General features: G+C 49.4%; 15 protein-coding genes. 6 read left to right on the top strand and 9 right to left on the bottom strand.

Features of this window, described 5'->3' with window-relative positions; all coding sequences use genetic code 11:
- Positions 1–21: 21 nt before the first annotated feature.
- Entirely contained in the window at positions 22–1,302 is a 1,281-nt protein-coding gene (locus WBJ53_RS20720; protein WP_338869663.1) for a hypothetical protein, read from the bottom strand.
- A 179-nt stretch (positions 1,303–1,481) separates the two neighbouring features.
- Between WBJ53_RS20720 and WBJ53_RS20715 the strand changes: the two genes are divergently transcribed.
- On the top strand, positions 1,482–2,021 hold the full coding sequence (locus WBJ53_RS20715) for a GNAT family N-acetyltransferase (protein ID WP_338869661.1): 540 nt from the start codon (positions 1,482–1,484) through the stop codon (positions 2,019–2,021).
- A 63-nt stretch (positions 2,022–2,084) separates the two neighbouring features.
- Complete coding sequence (locus WBJ53_RS20710) at positions 2,085–2,606, top strand: RidA family protein (RefSeq protein ID WP_338869659.1); 522 nt, start codon at positions 2,085–2,087, stop codon at positions 2,604–2,606.
- Between the two features lie 71 nt (positions 2,607–2,677).
- Here WBJ53_RS20710 and WBJ53_RS20705 read toward each other — a convergent pair whose 3' ends face one another.
- Both WBJ53_RS20705 and WBJ53_RS20700 read right to left on the bottom strand, forming a co-directional pair.
- Positions 2,678–2,989, bottom strand: a complete 312-nt coding sequence (locus WBJ53_RS20705; protein ID WP_338869658.1) for a 2Fe-2S iron-sulfur cluster-binding protein — start codon at positions 2,987–2,989, stop codon at positions 2,678–2,680.
- A gap of 24 nt (positions 2,990–3,013) precedes the next feature.
- Positions 3,014–4,018 (bottom strand): NAD(P)/FAD-dependent oxidoreductase, encoded by a 1,005-nt coding sequence (locus tag WBJ53_RS20700; RefSeq protein ID WP_338869657.1) that lies wholly within the window; start codon positions 4,016–4,018, stop codon positions 3,014–3,016.
- Between the two features lie 305 nt (positions 4,019–4,323).
- On the opposite strand from WBJ53_RS20700, the gene WBJ53_RS20695 reads away from it, so the two are divergent.
- A complete protein-coding gene (locus WBJ53_RS20695) occupies positions 4,324–5,436 on the top strand; it encodes a glycoside hydrolase family 43 protein (RefSeq protein WP_338869655.1) in 1,113 nt (370 codons plus the stop codon).
- A gap of 82 nt (positions 5,437–5,518) precedes the next feature.
- Here the strand turns inward: WBJ53_RS20695 and WBJ53_RS20690 are convergent, their stop codons facing one another.
- Complete coding sequence (locus WBJ53_RS20690) at positions 5,519–6,679, bottom strand: heparan-alpha-glucosaminide N-acetyltransferase domain-containing protein (protein WP_338869653.1); 1,161 nt, start codon at positions 6,677–6,679, stop codon at positions 5,519–5,521.
- 96 nt (positions 6,680–6,775) lie between these two features.
- On the bottom strand, positions 6,776–8,050 hold the full coding sequence (locus WBJ53_RS20685) for a M20/M25/M40 family metallo-hydrolase (protein WP_338869651.1): 1,275 nt from the start codon (positions 8,048–8,050) through the stop codon (positions 6,776–6,778).
- 119 nt (positions 8,051–8,169) lie between these two features.
- On the opposite strand from WBJ53_RS20685, the gene WBJ53_RS20680 reads away from it, so the two are divergent.
- The gene (locus WBJ53_RS20680; RefSeq protein WP_338869649.1) at positions 8,170–8,943 is read left to right on the top strand and encodes a hypothetical protein; all 774 of its coding nucleotides are present in this window, start codon (positions 8,170–8,172) and stop codon (positions 8,941–8,943) included.
- Between the two features lie 136 nt (positions 8,944–9,079).
- Positions 9,080–9,286: a hypothetical protein gene (locus WBJ53_RS20675; protein WP_338869648.1), complete on the top strand. Its 207-nt coding sequence runs from the start codon at positions 9,080–9,082 to the stop codon at positions 9,284–9,286.
- A gap of 91 nt (positions 9,287–9,377) precedes the next feature.
- Here the strand turns inward: WBJ53_RS20675 and WBJ53_RS20670 are convergent, their stop codons facing one another.
- Genes WBJ53_RS20670 through WBJ53_RS20660 form a run of 3 tightly spaced genes read right to left on the bottom strand, consistent with a single transcriptional unit; the run spans position 9,378 to position 14,844 of the window.
- On the bottom strand, positions 9,378–12,560 hold the full coding sequence (locus tag WBJ53_RS20670) for a CusA/CzcA family heavy metal efflux RND transporter (protein ID WP_338869646.1): 3,183 nt from the start codon (positions 12,558–12,560) through the stop codon (positions 9,378–9,380).
- Between the two features lie 38 nt (positions 12,561–12,598).
- Positions 12,599–13,558, bottom strand: a complete 960-nt coding sequence (locus WBJ53_RS20665) for an efflux RND transporter periplasmic adaptor subunit (RefSeq protein WP_338869644.1) — start codon at positions 13,556–13,558, stop codon at positions 12,599–12,601.
- Between the two features lie 2 nt (positions 13,559–13,560).
- The gene (locus WBJ53_RS20660) at positions 13,561–14,844 is read right to left on the bottom strand and encodes a TolC family protein (RefSeq protein ID WP_338869642.1); all 1,284 of its coding nucleotides are present in this window, start codon (positions 14,842–14,844) and stop codon (positions 13,561–13,563) included.
- A 236-nt stretch (positions 14,845–15,080) separates the two neighbouring features.
- Between WBJ53_RS20660 and WBJ53_RS20655 the strand changes: the two genes are divergently transcribed.
- Positions 15,081–16,148 (top strand): PLP-dependent cysteine synthase family protein, encoded by a 1,068-nt coding sequence (locus tag WBJ53_RS20655; protein ID WP_338869640.1) that lies wholly within the window; start codon positions 15,081–15,083, stop codon positions 16,146–16,148.
- Between the two features lie 114 nt (positions 16,149–16,262).
- Here WBJ53_RS20655 and WBJ53_RS20650 read toward each other — a convergent pair whose 3' ends face one another.
- Positions 16,263–16,658: a T9SS type A sorting domain-containing protein gene (locus WBJ53_RS20650; protein ID WP_338869639.1), complete on the bottom strand. Its 396-nt coding sequence runs from the start codon at positions 16,656–16,658 to the stop codon at positions 16,263–16,265.
- Positions 16,659–16,915: the final 257 nt, after the last annotated feature.

Raw genomic sequence — 16,915 nt, 5'->3', positions numbered from 1 at the left:
ATACACCAATGACTAACTAACTTAATGGGCGCAATCGAGGCATTTGACCCGGAAAACGCCCCGAATTGGGGCTGTGGCTATAACCGGGGGGAACGTAGTCTGATAAAGACCGGCGGGCTGAACATCAAACGACCCGACCAGATAGCCCTCCAGCATGCCATCAACCTTTAACGAGCCACCGCTAATGTCGGGTTTCTTGCCATACACGTGTTCATAAAGGGTGTAGGGATTTGTCCTATAGCTAAACGTGATAGTACTCAGGGTCCAGTTAAAAATGCCGAGCGCATTACGGATTCCAGAGCCGCCCTGCCAATGTAGATGAGCCGAAGCGCCATCGCTCTTTTCGGCATCTACGCCTTTGATACCCTGCGATAGATTGGCTCCTGAACTGGGCAGGGTGATCCAGTCGCCCCCGTCGACCTGTAGCGAAATGCCAACCGGCAGCACATAAATCCGGGCAATTAGCCAACCCACTGCCTGATCGACGGGCGAATGTAGTTTCACCGTAACCAGCGCCGGATTCGTTGCGGGTATGGAGGCCGGAGCCTGATAAACAGCAGTTTTTCCGTTTGCCTGCAAAGTCCCGGCTCCCTTCAACTCCCAACCGTCGATATAATCGATGCTTAAAAGTCGTGGAGCCGGTAATTCCCGATCAGTGCCTTTGGGAACTGCCTTTGCGGTTAATCCCAGGAGACCTAACGTATAAAATTTCAACTCGACCGACTTGCCCGGATCAATTATCGATAGCTCAGGATCGAGGTATGAATACTCAAAAAAGCTGAAATCTGTGAAATGATTAACGTCTATCGATACGCTTTTCCGGGCTGTATCCAGCGCTACTCCACCAACACCCATCCAGACACCTTTGCTGTTCTGGTAGGCAATGCCGAGGGCTTCGGGCATTGCCTGTCGGGTTTCGTCGTCGGTGTAGTTGACCGTTATAGAAATCGGTTTGGCAAATTTCTGGCCGTCGGGCAGCATCCGATAGGCTGCGCCAAGACCGCTGCCATTGGTATTCGTAATAGGCTGCAAAGAAATGGCTACGTCACTAGCCAACGCTCCCGCCGGAATCGATACCGTAAACCGGTCGTCGTCGGACTGGATAACACCCCCTGCCGGGCCAATGGTTTTGACGACAGCCGTACCGTTGGGCACACCAACCGGTTGCACGGCTCCGGGTTCTGGCGTATCGGTGGGTGGAGGGGTTATGTCGACATCGGGGTCAAGATTGCCCGGATGTTTACAATCCGTAAGGCATCCGGTAAGAATCAGGCTGAAAAAGAGGTAAGAAAGACGTTTCATGGATCGTAAAAGCGATTTTCGCATCGAAGATCCGACTCAATGAGTGGGTTTGGCCAGAGTCAGGTTTTTGAAGCGATAAACAAAGGCCATAAACCGGTAAAAAAAACGGCTGATCGGTAACCAAAAGGAACGGAAACAGACCGCTGCTCATCTCGCTAAACCTGATATATTTGCAGATTATGAAGAATACGCTTATTGCTACGGCCACCTTCGACGATATAACTACACTCAATATACTGGTCAATAGCGCCTACCGGGGCGACAGTTCGCGTAAAGGATGGACAACCGAAGCCGACCTTCTTGGCGGTATCCGAACCGACGAAGAGGGTATCCGGACTATGCTGGAGAATCCGGCCGCAAGAATACTGAAATACGAAGCGGATGGTGAACTGATCGGCTGTGTTTATCTGGAAAAGAAAGACGGCGATCTCTATTTGGGGATGCTTACGGTTTCGCCCGAATCGCAGGCTGCGGGCATTGGTAAACAACTGCTCGAAGCGGCCGAAACCTATGCGCAGCAGCAAAACTGCCGGGCTGTAACCATGACGGTCATCACACTTCGGCACGAACTGATTGCCTGGTATCAACGACGGGGTTATGCACCTACCGGCGAAACAAAACCGTTTCCTGACGATCCGCGTTTTGGCATTCAAAAACAACCGCTTGAGTTTATTGTGATGGAGAAGCGGTTACCCGTGTCAGCTACTCCGCTGGTTTAGATAATTGTGTAGGTTATTCGCTTAGTTATGAGTCTTTTATAAACCAAACGCCATCCTCTGTAAATGCGCTACACTGTTCTTACGTTCTTATTGCTTGTTGTGATCAGCCAGTCCTATGGTCAGGCGCTGGAAGAAACCCTGAAGAAAATGGGAATCGAGTTGTATCCGCCCACCAAATCGGCTGGAAACTATCTAAAAGCAGTGCGCACGGGTAATTTGCTGTTTCTGGCCGGACACGTATCGACCCGCGCCGATGGTACACCCATTACGGGCAAGCTGGGAAAAGATCTGACGATTGAGCAAGGGTATGAAGCCGCTCGGATAACGGGTATTTCGCTGCTGTCGACCATTAAAAACGAAGTTGGAGAGCTAGGTCGGGTTAAGCGCATTGTCAAGCTGACGGGTTTCGTAAACTCTACGCCTGAATTTACCGACCATCCGAAGGTTGTGAACGGCTGCTCCGACCTACTGGTAGCTCTTTGGGGCGACAAAGGTAAACATGCTCGCTCGGCAGTTGGTATGGCGGCCTTACCCTCCAACTACGCCGTCGAAATCGAAATGATTGTCGAACTGGAAGACCAGTGAGGGGAAGTTTTTGGTTTGTGGTTGCTCCGCCTGTTAGAATTCCACTCAGCGGAGAAACTACAAACCAAAAACTACCCTCTAATCCTGAAAACTGCACCTTCCAGCGTTTCGTCGACGCGGATCTGGCAGGCTAGTCGGCTGTCGGAATCGGCATCGGGCAGGGTGTCGAGCATGTCCAGTTCAGCATCGCGCATGGATGGCAGTGCGTCGGCTCCGTCGAGTACCTGAACGTGGCAGGTTGCGCAAAGGGCCATGCCACCACAAGTGGCCAGTATGTTATAATCTGATGCTTTCAACACTTCCATCAGGCTCAGGTTGATGCCTTCGGGGATTTCCAGATGTTGACGGACGCCGTCGCGGTCCTCGATCGTGAATTGAATCATGGTTGATTTAGTGCGGTGAGGTTATTAAAAAGCGGGTACACCGTTAACGGTGGTATACTTAAAGCTCAGTTTTTGATTTGGGTATACGTAGTTGAACGCGCTCTGACACATAAGGGCTGCTTCATGAAAGCCGCAAAGAATGAGCTTCAATTTACCCGGATAGGTGTTGATGTCGCCGATAGCATAAATCCGTTCGATATTGGTTGAATAATCGGTCGTATCGACATTGATTGCCGATTTGTCGATGGTTAGCCCCCAGTCGGCTATAGGGCCGAGCCTGGGTGTCAGGCCAAACAGCGGAATCAGATGATCGGTGGGCAGATTCAGGACCGTTTTGTCTTTGGCCGTAATACTGACTTCCTGCAAATGGCCATTGCCGCTGATGCTGGTAATGGTTGATTGAAGTGCCAGATTGATTCGGCCTTTTTGGGCTAGTTCCACCACTTTTCCGGCCGAATCGGGCGCTCCCCGAAAACTATCGCTCCGATGCACCAGCGTCACTTCCTTCGCTATATCGGCCAGAAAAATTGTCCAGTCGAGCGCTGAGTCGCCACCACCTGCCAGCACTACCCGCCGGTCGCGGAATTGTTCGGGATTTTTTACCATATACGAAACCCCTTTTCCTTCAAATCGCTCCAGATTCAGGATATCGGGCTTGCGCGGTTCAAAACAGCCCAGGCCACCGGCAATCACTACAACCTGGCAATGAACTGATGTTCCGTCGTTGGTGGTAACGACAAACGAATCGTCGGCTTGTTGATCGAGGGATTCAACCCGTTCGCCCAGGGTGAATGTTGGATGGAAAGGTGCGATCTGCTCCATCAGGTTATCGACCAACTCCTGTGCTTTTATTGCCGGATAGCCCGGAATATCGTAAATGGGCTTTTGAGGATAAATTTCGGAAAGCTGCCCACCCACCTGCGGCAGTGCATCGATGAGGTGACAACGCATTTTTAATAAGCCTGCTTCAAAAACGGCAAACAGCCCAACCGGGCCAGCGCCAATGATGCATATATCAGTCGAAATCATGGTTGTATTGTGTAAATCAAGTGAAGGATTAAGCAATTCGTTCAATCGCTAATAAGGGCAAAGGTAGATTCAGGGCGTTGATGAGAGGTCTCAAAACGTGATCACAAATTGTAATGAGCGATAACCAGGCGGAATGTAAAGTTGCCCGCCTTACTCACCGAAATATTAGCAATGTGGAAATAGAGCGAAGTAGGAAGAATGTTGGTTTTCTTTCTATTTTGCGAAAATTTTGAGGTATTATATAACGGAACTGCCGTTACGGCACCCCTCATCTAAATTCCTGAAACCAATAATAAACTCGCCCAATGCCAGCCTATTCTAAAACCAGCCTTTCATTATTCGCATTTGCTATGTTGGGTCTGTTGTTCGGAGCCTGTCAGAGTAGTTCTAAAAAAGATACTGCTGACACCGAAACAGCCGCAACAGACTCTGTTAAAGAGCATTCATTGTCTGAACCCCTGGTTCGTGATATATACACCGCTGATCCGTCGGCCCATGTTTTTGATGGCAAAATCTATATTTATCCGTCGCACGACATCGATGCGGGTGTAAAAGAAGACGATGAAGGGGCACACTTTGCCATGAACGACTACCATATTCTGTCGATGGATAGCATCAACGGGAACGTTACCGACCAGGGTATAGGGTTGTCGATTAAGGACATTCCATGGGCTGGACGACAATTGTGGGCGCCTGATGCGGCTTACAAAAACGGTACATACTATCTCTATTTTCCTGTTAAAGACAAGCAGGACATTTTCCGGATTGGCGTGGCAACCAGCAAATCGCCCAGTGGCCCATTCAAAGCCGAACCGAAGCCAATTGAAGGGAGCTATAGCATCGATCCGGCCGTTTTTACTGATTCGGATGGCAAGTCGTATATGTATTTTGGTGGAATCTGGGGCGGGCAATTACAGCGGTGGATTACCGGTAAATTTGATCCTAACGGTTCGAAAACGGATCTGAAAAAAGATAACGAACCCGCTTTGAGCGCCAAGGTTGCTCGTTTGAGTAACGATATGCTGCACTTCGACGAGCCCGCTCGGGATGTGAAAATTGTTGATAAAGATGGCAAACCATTGTTAGGTGGCGATCATGACCGACGTTTCTTCGAAGGAAGCTGGATGCACAAGTATAATGGGAAATATTATTTCTCGTACTCTACCGGCGACACGCACTACCTGGCCTATGCAGTGGGCGATTCGCCGTATGGTCCCTTCACCTATCAGGGTGTTATCATGAATCCTGTGAAAGGCTGGACAACGCACCACTCCATAGTAGACGTCAACGGCAAGTGGTACATTTTTTATCATGATACCGAACTGTCGGGTAAAACTCACCTGCGGAATATCAAAGTAACCGAACTGAAGCGCAACCCCGACGGCACAATTCAGACCATTGAGCCGTATAGCAACTAAGCGACAGATTGTTTTTCGACAGGATGGACAGGATGATCTAATAATAAATAATCATCCTGTTAATCCTGTCGAAAAAACTACATTAGATATATCGAAGTAAACCGTTTTCCGGATGGGCCGATTTGTAGCGGCCATACCAACGGCACAACGGGTATAGGGCCACAATCAGGCCAAACCAGATCAGATAAACAGTTACGAGATCAACACCAGCCTTCTCTGGCCGTCCAAAACTCAGGGTGCCAGCCTGTATGTCATTCCAGCTATAGCCCTGTAGCAATACCATGGCAATCATCAGCAGGTGGACAGAATACCAGTGAATGATGTAGTAGAACATCGGTACTTTTCCATAGACGGTAAGAATGCGGGTGAGCCAGTTGTCTACTCCGTCGGCAAGCCAAAGAAATTTCAGGGCAATTCCGAGCATCAATAAATCGTATTGCAGCGAGGGGGGATACTTTGTTACATTAAGGAACGACAGCACCGAAAATAATGGGCTTTTCTGAACCGACCAGGGTACCGGATCGCCGTAGATGTTGATAAAGCGAAGCACGACGAATAAGCTTAATGAGCTTACCGCAAGCCAGAAAAGTAACGGTTTTCGAACCTCAATCGGTCGCTCCATCAGCTTACCGCAACCATACCCAACCAGCAGAATGCCCAGCCACGGAATCAGTGGGTAGCCTACCAGCAGTGCAAAACCCGGCGTTAGCTGAAAAAAATTGACCTGAAACAGCAACGAGCTAATCAACCGACCAGTGGGATTCGTAATCGGCGGAACAAGCTGAAGCAGGTTATGACCGAAAATAATGACCAGCCCGATAATACCTATCGTTCTGGCGGGTAGCCGCGCCAGAAGCGACAGGATTACCAGTCCGCCCCCAATGGCATAGATAACCTGCAACAACATACTCCTGAACTGAAGATCGAACCAGAAGGCAAAGTTGACGATTGTGAGTTCCAGAATGATCAGAACCAACCCTCGTTTTAGCAAAAAACGACGTGCTTCGGCCGAATTATGCCCTTTTTTTAGCGACAAATAGGCCGACATGCCCGACAGAAACACGAATGTTGGCGCGCACAGGTGCGTTATCCAGCGCGTCAGAAATATAGGCGCGGTAGTGGTAGCCAGATCGGTTGGATTCTGAGTGAGAGCAGGCTGGTGAAGCAAGTCGCGGATATGGTCTAGTGCCATAATGACCATCACGAGTCCACGTGTTACATCAATTGTCGTTATTCGGTTCATAAGGAGAGGGGGGGGATGGTTTATAGTTTATAGTTGCTCCACTGATTTAGGTTCAGAACAGGCGGAGCAACCATACCCCATAAACGATAAACTAGTTTACCTCGTCAAACGGTAAATGAATAAGGCGGTACGCTGAATCAGGAGCGGGTATTCTTTGAGATTCATGGTTTCTTCAATACTGTGTGCGCCTTTTCCCGATGCACCCAGCCCATCGAGACAAGGCATATACTGGGCTACAAATGAAACGTCGCCCGCACCGCGTGCGCCCGGATCAAATGCCTCTACGGGACCTAAACCCATATCCTGGCTCAGTTTATCGACTTGTTTGCGCAGTTCATCGTTAGCCGCTGTTGGTTCCATGCCCGGTATGCCGTCGGTAAAGGAAATGGTGGCTTTGGTCAATGGTAAACTTTTATCGACAATTTCGCGCATTTTGGCGCGGGCGTTTTCTTTTTGCGTTTCGGTCAGGAATCGTAAATCGCCTTTTACGAGTGCCGTACCTGCCACAATGTTTGTTTTGCCAACGGTTTCGGCCTTAGCAGTTTTGTCGTCGTAATGTACTTCTGAACCGCCAACAATCAGGCCGGGGTTGAAGGTTAGGTATTTTTCCTGACCAAGTGTCCGACGAAATTCGGTCAGAATACGGGCGGCTTCGTAAATGGCACCGTACCCCAGATCGCTAAATACGCGGGATGAATGGCCCGAACGAGCCTTTACGTTTAGGGTCCAGCCGCTGGCTCCCCGTCGTCCGGTGGTTACGCTGCTGAGCTCCTGCGCGGTTTCGAAAGCCAGCGCAATGTCGCATTGTCTGGCGCGTTCGATGAAATCGCGCCGACTTTCGGGGCCACCCGAACTTTCTTCATCGCCGGTGAAATAGACCGTGATCGATGTGTCGTCGAGCAGTTTGTTTGTATGCAGTGCTTTAAGGGCCGCGATAACGAGCACATCGCCCCCCTTCATGTCGTTAACGCCCTGACCCGACGCCGTGGAATCATTAAGTCTTCTGAACGGCTCCATTGGCAATGCTTTCTCGAAAACGGTATCGAGATGGCCAATTAGAAATAGTTTTTTACCCTTTTTACCCTGGCGCGTTGCTACCAGATGCCCGGCGCGGTTTAGCGAATCGGGTAGGGTTACCCATTCGGTTTTGAAACCGAGTTTGTCCAGTTCATCGGCCATCAGTTTACCTACCGCACGAACGCCTTCGATGTTGAGTGTGCCGCTATTGATGTTGACAACTTTTTCCAGAAAAGCTTCAGTTTCCGGCAGTTGTTTCTGTACGGTGCCAATAATCGTTTTTTCGGGTTTCGAGAGCGACTGCGCAAATGCACCGTAGCTTCCTAACAGAAGAAGTAAAGCGATTTTTTTCATGAGAGGACTGCTAAATCAGGTTGTATAAAAAGCTAAAATATAAAAAGTTAGCTAGCATTGAATGACGGGAATTGCATAATTTAGTTGTAAGAACTAAGTTACGTTTATAGCCGATCCACATGCGAAGCCTTACTGTTCAGATTCCGAAACCCTGCCACGAAAACTGGGACCAAATGCCGCCTAACGAGCGTGGACGATTCTGTGCCAGTTGCCAGAAAACGGTTGTGGATTACAGCAATTTGTCCGACCAGGAACTGGTGCGGTTACTTAACAAAGTGCCCGAAGCCAGTTGTGGACGTCTACGACAAGAACAGCTTGATCGATTGCTGGTTGCCCCCGGTTCTAATTATGGTTTAGTCTGGCGCCGTTGGGTTAGTTTGCTGACAATGGGGTTGTTGGGTTGGCAATCTGCGCAGGCTCAAGTAAATCAGGGTAAAAAAACAATGGCTACCGAACCGGCCAGTCAACGTCCGGTATTATTGGAGTTGGCGGTTAAAAATCTGCCAATCCGGGCCGAACTTAACCCAACAAAGGAGTTGATCATCAGAGGACGGGTTATGCTTGCCGACTCGGTTAATAACCTGAGTCCTGTTTATAACGCCAATGTGATGACCATAGGCGGAGCCACGAAAACAGATAGTACTGGAGCTTTTACGCTACAGACGGTTGTAAAGGAAAACATCAAGGAGCTTCCTGTTCAAATGCATGCCTCCCATCGTATTTTGGAGAGGGTTACTATAACTCTTGAGCCAGCAACAAAATCAATTGAGTTAAATACTATTGTGCTGTATAAGCCTGCACCGATGAAAGAAATTATTGGGGGAGGGTTAGCTATTATAAAACCACCAACACGCTGGCAGAAACTGAAACGTAAGTTGTTTCATCATGGATGAAAACAACTCTGCTGTGCGGCTTTAAACGACGCTTTCTTAAAATTGAATTAAAAAAGTACAATTGATGCCGAGAGCAAAGGTTACCTATTGACTGGGAGAGTATTAACAGTAAAACCAATATTTACTGTACAATACCATGAAAAATACGATCAAAGGCGCTCTCTTTTTTGCCGCTATGCTTTCGTTTGCCGTTGCTTGCCAATCTAAGAAAAGTGAAACAGAAGAAACTGCTGCTACAACCGATACGGCTACTGTAGTTGAAAGTGAAACGATTGTTAGTGGCGATAGCGCTGAAATTATTACTGACTCTGCTAAAATTGCTATTCCAGATTCAGTGAAGTAATAAGGAGTGATAGAATGGATGGCGGCAACCGCCACCCTCAAAATAGCACGGCCGCTTACAGAATCTGTAAGCGGCCGTGCTATTTTGAGGGTTAAATTTCGGTTCCTTCTTCGATAGGTTGTGGCAAGTGCTTCCCCGTTGAGTCTAGTGGCGTGGGTCTGGGTCGGTTTCGATTGACGAGGTAAAACAACGGCGGTATAATAAGCGGAGTAAAGAATAGAGTAGTCGTTAATCCGCCAATGATCACCGTTGCCAGTGGACGCTGTACGTCGGAACCAATGCCACTTGATATGGCTGCCGGTACCAGGCCAATGATTGCCACAACCATAATGGCCATAATAGCCCGAAATTGCTCCTGAGCCGTTTCGATCGTAATGTCGAGTAGCGGTTTTGAACTAACCAGCAGATTTCGGTTCAGAGCCGACACCAGCAATACACCCGCCATTACCGAAATACCAAAGATAGACACGAACCCTACCCCCGCCGAAACATTGAAATTATAACCTCGCAGCAGCAACGACCCGATACCGCCCGCCAGGGCAAAGAGCAGGCAGGTCAGCGTCAGCAGTGTATCGCGGACATTGCCGTAGAGCATGAACAAGAACAGAAACACAACCACAATAGTCAGCGGAATCGAGATGACTAACTGGCCGCCTGCCCGTTCAAGGTTTTCGTACTGACCGCCATAAATAACGCTGTAGCCTTCCGGAATTTTGACGTGCTGACGAACTTTGCGGCTGATCTCCTTCACAAATCCACCCTGATCGCGCCCTCTAATATTGGTTCGGACCGTCACCATTCGTTTGCCATTAATTCGATAAATGTTCGTTTGGCCCTGTACATAGCGGATGTCGGCCAGTTCGCTCATTGGGATCAGTGCTCCCGACGCCGATGGTACCTGTAGTTGTCGAATGGCGTCGATACTGCCGCGACTTTCGGGCGTGAAACGTACTACAATGTCGTAGCGCTTGGCTTCGTCATAAATTGAACCAATGGCTTTGCCACCAATAGCGGCTTCGATCATATTCTCAATTTCGGCCACGTTGATACCGTATCGGGCCGCAGCCGGGCGATTGATCCGAATGGCTAACTGGTCCTGTGGCCCTTCCTGTTCGATGTTTACCGATACGGCACCGTTCATGCCACGTACCAGTGCCGCAATACTGTCGGCTTTTTCGCGCATCAGCGTCAAATCGTTACCTACAATAGAAATGGCGAGGTCGGCCGCGCTACCCGTCACAATTTCCATAACCTGATCGATGATCGGCTGGCCCGACGAAAAGAACGCTCCGGGAAAGGCTTCCTGAAGGTCGTTTTGCATGAGCCGAATCATTTCTTTTTTGGAAATGCTATCAGACCAGGTACTGTAATCTTTCAGACCAATCAGGATTTCGGTGCGGTCGGATGGAAACGGGTCAGTCCCATCGTCGTTGCGTCCCGATTGCGTAATGACAAAACTGACCGGTTTGTATTTAGCAATAATGTCGCGGATTTTAGGTGCAATTTTGGCGTTCTCCTGAATTGTGATACCCGATGGCATGAATGCCCGCATAAAAATCGAACCTTCGTCCAATTCGGGTAAAAATTCAGTGCCGAGCTTTGCGCCGAAGCCAATCAAAACGAGAACTATCGCCAATCCAACGCCAACTACCAGACGCGGACTACGGAACAGCACCGACCGCAGGAGCCATTGATAGCCTTTTTCGAGGGGCGATAAGAGTAGGTTTTTGTGCTCTTTGAGAGGCTTGCCATCGGGAGCCAGGGCTTTGCGGAAAGCAAATGATATCAGAACCGGAATGACTGTCAGGGCGCAGAGAAGCGATCCGATAACGGCAAAAGACAGCGTTAGTGCCATTGGACTGAACAGCTTGCCTTCAACCCGTTGCATAAGCAGAATAGGCATATAGGCCAGGATAATGATCGTGACCGAGAAGAAAATTTCCCGCGCTACTTCGCCTGCCGAATGGATCGTAACGTTCACAATCCCCTGATTCCGGTCGCCCGGCCCCGATGATCGGTATTTTCGAATCAGGTGTTCGGCCATCACGCTGGCACCATCGACAATAATGCCAAAGTCAATAGCGCCGAGCGACAGCAGGTTGGCCGGGATGCCCACCAGTTTCATCAGAATGAAGGCAAACAGCAAAGAAAACGGAATCGTAACCGTAACGACCAGAGCCGCCCGCAGGCTGCCCAGGAATAGAACCAGCAAAATGACAACAATCGATATACCTTCAATAAGGGTATGGGCAACCGTTTCGAGCGAGTGATTGATGAGGAAGCCCCGGTCGTAGAGAACCCGCAGATGAACACCCTTGGGAAGCTCGCGGGCTTCGAGGTCGGCAATTTTAGCTTTCAGCAACTCCAGTACTTCACTTGGGTTTTCGCCCCGCCGGAGGAGCACAATTCCCTCGGTTGCTCCAACGGCATCGAGCTTTTCGTCGGGAATTCGGTAGCCCAGAATACCCGAAGGAGAAGGAGGATTGATTTCAACACTGGCAACATCGCGGATAAGTACCGGAACTCCTTCGTTAGCTTTCAGAACGATATTCTGAACGTCTTCCGGCGTTTTCAGCGCTCCCAGCCCCCGAACCGCAAACCCCTGGCCTCCCCGCGCAATGATATTACCACCCGTGTTCTGGTTGTTGTCCTGTACGGCCTGAATGACATCCTGCAACGTAAGGTCGAACTTCCGAAGTTTGGCCGGGTCGGGAATTACCTGAAATTGCTTGATTGGTCCACCGAATGTGGTTACGTCGGCCAGGCCCGGCACCTGTAAAAGTTGCGGAATAATGGTCCAGTCCTGCAAATCGCGCAGTTGCATGGGCGTCATGCTAAGGGGCGCTTCGATCACGTATCGGTAAATTTCGCCCACGGCTGTTGTGAGCGGTGCCAGTTCGGGGACGACACCCGCCGGAAGTTGTGCGCTGCTCAGTCGTTCGATAATTTGCTGACGGGCAAAATAATCCGTTACGGTCTCGTCGAAATTGAGCTGTACGACCGATAAACCAAAAATGGTTCGCGACCGTCGATCGGTTACATGCGGTACGTTGTTTAGCACCCGTTCAATGGGTATGGTTACCTGTTGTTCGACCTCCTCAGCGGCTCGCCCGTCATATTTGGCAATAACAATGACGTTGGTGTCGGCAATATCGGGATAGGCTTCAATCTTGAGCAGTTTGAAGCACCAGAGCCCCAGGCCCATGACAACAATGGCCAGACCAACAACAAGCCAGCGATTTTTAAGCGAAAATGTGATTAATTTCTGAATCATACAGACAAGCGTCAGACGCCGGAGATTAAGTCAAACGTCTAATAGCCAAAGCTTAAGCCTTTCAATTGTAGCGTATTAGCTACCGTTACGGGGTCATTTTCTTTAAGGCCACTGAGTACCACAATGCGGTCGTCCCGCTGTTGTCCGAGCTGTACGGGTCGGCGCTCGATGGTCAATGGGCCGGTTTTAACAAAAACATAGTCGCGCCCCTGCACCGTAACGACCGCATTCCGCGAAACGGTCATGAACTTCCCTTCAACCACACCAAAACTTGCGGTAGCAAACATACCTGCTTTCAGCCGACCGTCGGGGTTTGGTACCGATATGCGGAGTTTGATCTGGCGGGTTGTATTGTCGACGTAATCGTTCACATTGTCGATCCGGCCCGCAAACCGTTCATTGGGAAAGGAGGTGAAATTGAGTGTACAGGGCAGCCCTTTTGTGATCATACCAAACTGGTTTTCGGGAATTTCGCAAACCACCAGAATGGTATTAGGTCGGGCACGACGCAATTCTTCGGGGTCGAAACCTGCGAGTTTGAGCGTTGCTTCGTCCGAAATAATGGCGGCTTCTTCGTTGGCTAACTGGGTTTGGGCTTCAATCACTTCTTTGCCCGATGCGGCTCCATGCGCCTGCAAATCCTTCACCCGGTCCAGGTTGCCGCGCTCCGTCTGGATATTGATTCGGTGCTGCAATATGGCCGTATAGTTATTCGAAAGGCCAGGATCATCGAAGAGGACCAGTCGTTCTGCCGGATTTTCGCTTGATTTCAACACCATAGCCGCTACATGACCCGGAGCTGCAAAATCGGTTCGAATGACCTCCGTCTGCGTAGGCTGGGTGGTAAATGAACTAATCATGGCCGGGTTCGGAAATGTGATGCGAAGGCCATCGGTGCTAACTGTAGGCCGTGGAACTGCCCGAACAACGGGCCTGGTTTTTTCTTTACAGCCAAAAGCCAATAAGGCCAGAAGAGCTAATGAATAGGCAAGTTTCATGATTAGTAGGAGTTGATAGCACCAGTTGCATAAAGCAGACGGACGTAATTCTGGCGATACGTATACAGGGTTTGGTAATAGGAGGTTTGGGTGTCGAACCAGGAACGCTGCGCTTCGAGCAGGTCGATGAGCGTTGTGGCCCCACGCAGGTAGGCATAGCGCACCGAAGCCAGCACCTGATCGGCATCGCGCCGGATAGACGCATAGCGATCAATATTCTGCCGACTCGTTACGAACGATTGGTAAGCTGTTTCGACTTCCGACCGGATGCGGGCCTGTAGCAGAACTGCTGCCTGACCTGTCTGTTCCTGCAATACGCGCGCTTTCTGAATCTCGCCCTGGTTGCGGTTATAGACCGGCAATTCAAGCGTTAGGAAAACTCCGGCATAGGGTATCGCATTCTGAGGGTTCCAGATAAGCCCCGCTTCGTTGCGGGGTTTGGCCGAAATCTGTTGTAAATCCAGATTCCGACGAGCTGCTTCCTGACTTGCTGCGGCTACCCGTACATCGGACCGGGTAGTGGTAGCTAATCGGAGCAGGCTATCGGCACTAACCGTGATGTTTGGAAAAAAATCCAGTGGGTGCATGACATTAGGACTAACGGCCGAGTCGTTAATAGCTACGTTGATGCTATCCGTAGTTCCCAACACTAATTTTAGTTCGTTTATCCGATTCCGTAAATCCTGCCGGGCCGTTCGGGTCTGAATATCATACTGGTCCGAAATGAGTTGCGTTCGCGTAAGATCGGTTGTGCTGATTACGAGGTTTTTCAGCCGTACCTGATTCAACTGTACCAGCGTATCGACATTGGCTTTCGCCCGTTGCAGCAACGTAAGCTGAACACGGGCATACCAGGCATCCAGAAACCGATTAGCTGCATCGAATAGCAGATTGCGCTCAGTTTCGGTTACGCTTTGCGTTGCCAGATTGGTATTAGCTTCGGCAAACCGATTGCGATACGAACGTTTATTGTAGATGTCGAATTCTTTGGTGGCCTGTAGCCAGAATTGTCGTCGCTGCCGACTGAAGGGGCCAACGGCTTCGGCTCCTGGGGTTGGAGTCAACTGAAATAAGGTCTGATTGTTCAGAACAGGATTTGGGCGTAGGTTAGCCGTTGTCTGATCGGCCTGAGCTACGTTTATGTTCATGCGTTCGACACGCAACGCCGGACTATTCGTGCGGACCTGTTGTAAAGCCTGTCGTAGTGTTAGCGTACTTTGCCCCGAGGCCGAAAGGCTTAAACTGCCTGCTAACAGCAAACAGTTCACTAATTTATTTACCTGCATTTGGTGCGAGAAAAACTCAACAAAATAACAGAGACCGGCTCCTAATGTTGTCAGGATCGCAATTAAAAGGTTGTTAAATGTACTTACTACTTACGTGCACCAATTGCTTAACAGATTGAGCGTCGACAAATGAGTGCTAAATTTCGTAATATTGTATTTTTATAATATCCGCCACTTGTTATAGCTGCCGGGGGCTGCTATCTGTTGTATTCATAGGAGATTTTTGGTTGAATTATATGCATTCATCAATCGAAACCGGCTTAAAACCGGCCATTCAGGAAAAATTTGAACACTTGTGGCATCTGGTTGGAAACACGCCCATGCTAGAGCTTTTTTACACCGATTGTGGTCAGCCACGATCGGTCTACGTAAAATGCGAGCATTATAATCTGACCGGGAGCATGAAAGATCGGATGGCTCTTCATGTGCTCCATCAGGCATATCGGCAGGGGAATATTCGACCGGGCGACCGCATTGTTGAAGCAACCAGTGGCAGTTCGGGTATTGCCTTTTCGGCGGTTGGTCGGGCGTTGGGGCATCCGGTCACGATCATTATGCCAGCTGGCATCAGCCAGGAGCGGATCGACATCATTCGGAGTCTGGGTGCCGATATTATTCTGTTTACGAAAGAAGAGGGTGGTTTTTTGGGGGCAATTCGGCGCTCGGAGGAAATGGCTGCTGCTGATCCAACGGTTTTTTTGCCTCGCCAATTTGCCAATCAATATAATGCTGAAGCACATCGGTTGACTACGGGGAAAGAAATCTGGCTGCAACTTCAGGGTGTTGATAGTACACCCGATGCATTTGTGGCTGGCGTGGGTACTGGCGGTACGGTTATGGGCGTGGGGAGGTACCTCAAATCGCGCAGACCCGATATTCGTATCCATCCTCTCGAACCGGCTGAGTCGCCAACGCTATCGGTTGGTTATAAAACCGGAACCCATCGGATTCAGGGCTTCTTCGACGAATTTATTCCCGACATACTCAAGTTGGACGAACTGGACCGGGTGGTTCAGGCCAGCGATGGCGATTCGATTCTGGTAGCGCAGAAACTGGCTATGCAACTGGGTGTGGCGGTGGGTATTTCGTCGGGTGCAAATTTGATTGGCGCTATTAATCTCCAACGGGAAATGGGGCCTGATGCACGGGTTGTGACGATTCTCTGCGATAGTAATAAAAAATACCTGAGTACCGATCTGGTAAAAGAAGAGCCTATTAAACCAGGCTACGTTGCCCCCGATATCGAATTTACGGACTACCGGCCTATCAGCCGGTTGTTGGTAGGTCGACCGGGAGTGTTCTGAGTTGGTCATTAGTTATTGACCATTGACCCTCACTTATCCAATGACTAAATGAAGAAAAGCCCTCGCTATTGGATATGCGAGGGCTTTTACTGCTATCAGGTGCAAACCAAATTATTAGTTCAGCGCAATCACACGACTGGGTGTTGTTGGTTTTTGGGTAGAAAGATTAACCATATGGGAGCTAGTCTCAGCGCCGTTTGTGATTTCTACCTGATAGGTGCCGTCGGGCAACTCGCTCAGGTTTAACCGAGTACGATATTTGGTGTCGTTTTTGCCAATGTGATGCGTGTAAAGTACCTCTCCGGTTGTGTCTTTCAGCCGAATGTCGACCGCACCTCCCGATTGCTTATCTAAAGCAATGTTTAACTTACCATCAGCGGTAGTGTAGATACCTGCTTTGTACGAAGCAACGTTGGCGGGGTGACCGGGTTTTGCCTCGGCGACTGAACCAAGAGTTGTAACAAGGGCCAGAGAGAAGGCTACTGCGAGAGATTTGATGAGCGTTTTCATGAGTATGTTGTTTTTTGTCTGTTTACTATTCGAGCCGGATTAGTTCCGATTGGTGAAACAAAGATATAGGTTGTGGATGGTACTATGCATTGCAAACTACCGGAACGGTTCGTTTGCTGGATGAATGGTTATTAATTAATGCGATTGATCGAACGGGAAACAGTGGGCAGTTAGCAATGGGGCAAACTTACTTCAAATCTGTACTGTACTAACTACAGTTAAATGTTTATTAAAAATTGGGTGGTGGTATAACACAG

It is taken from the genome of Spirosoma sp. SC4-14, assembly GCF_037201965.1.
Taxonomy (GTDB): Bacteria; Bacteroidota; Bacteroidia; order Cytophagales; family Spirosomataceae; genus Spirosoma.
The sequence above is the reverse complement of the archived record's forward strand: the minus strand, read 5'-3'. Positions and strand labels throughout refer to the sequence as shown.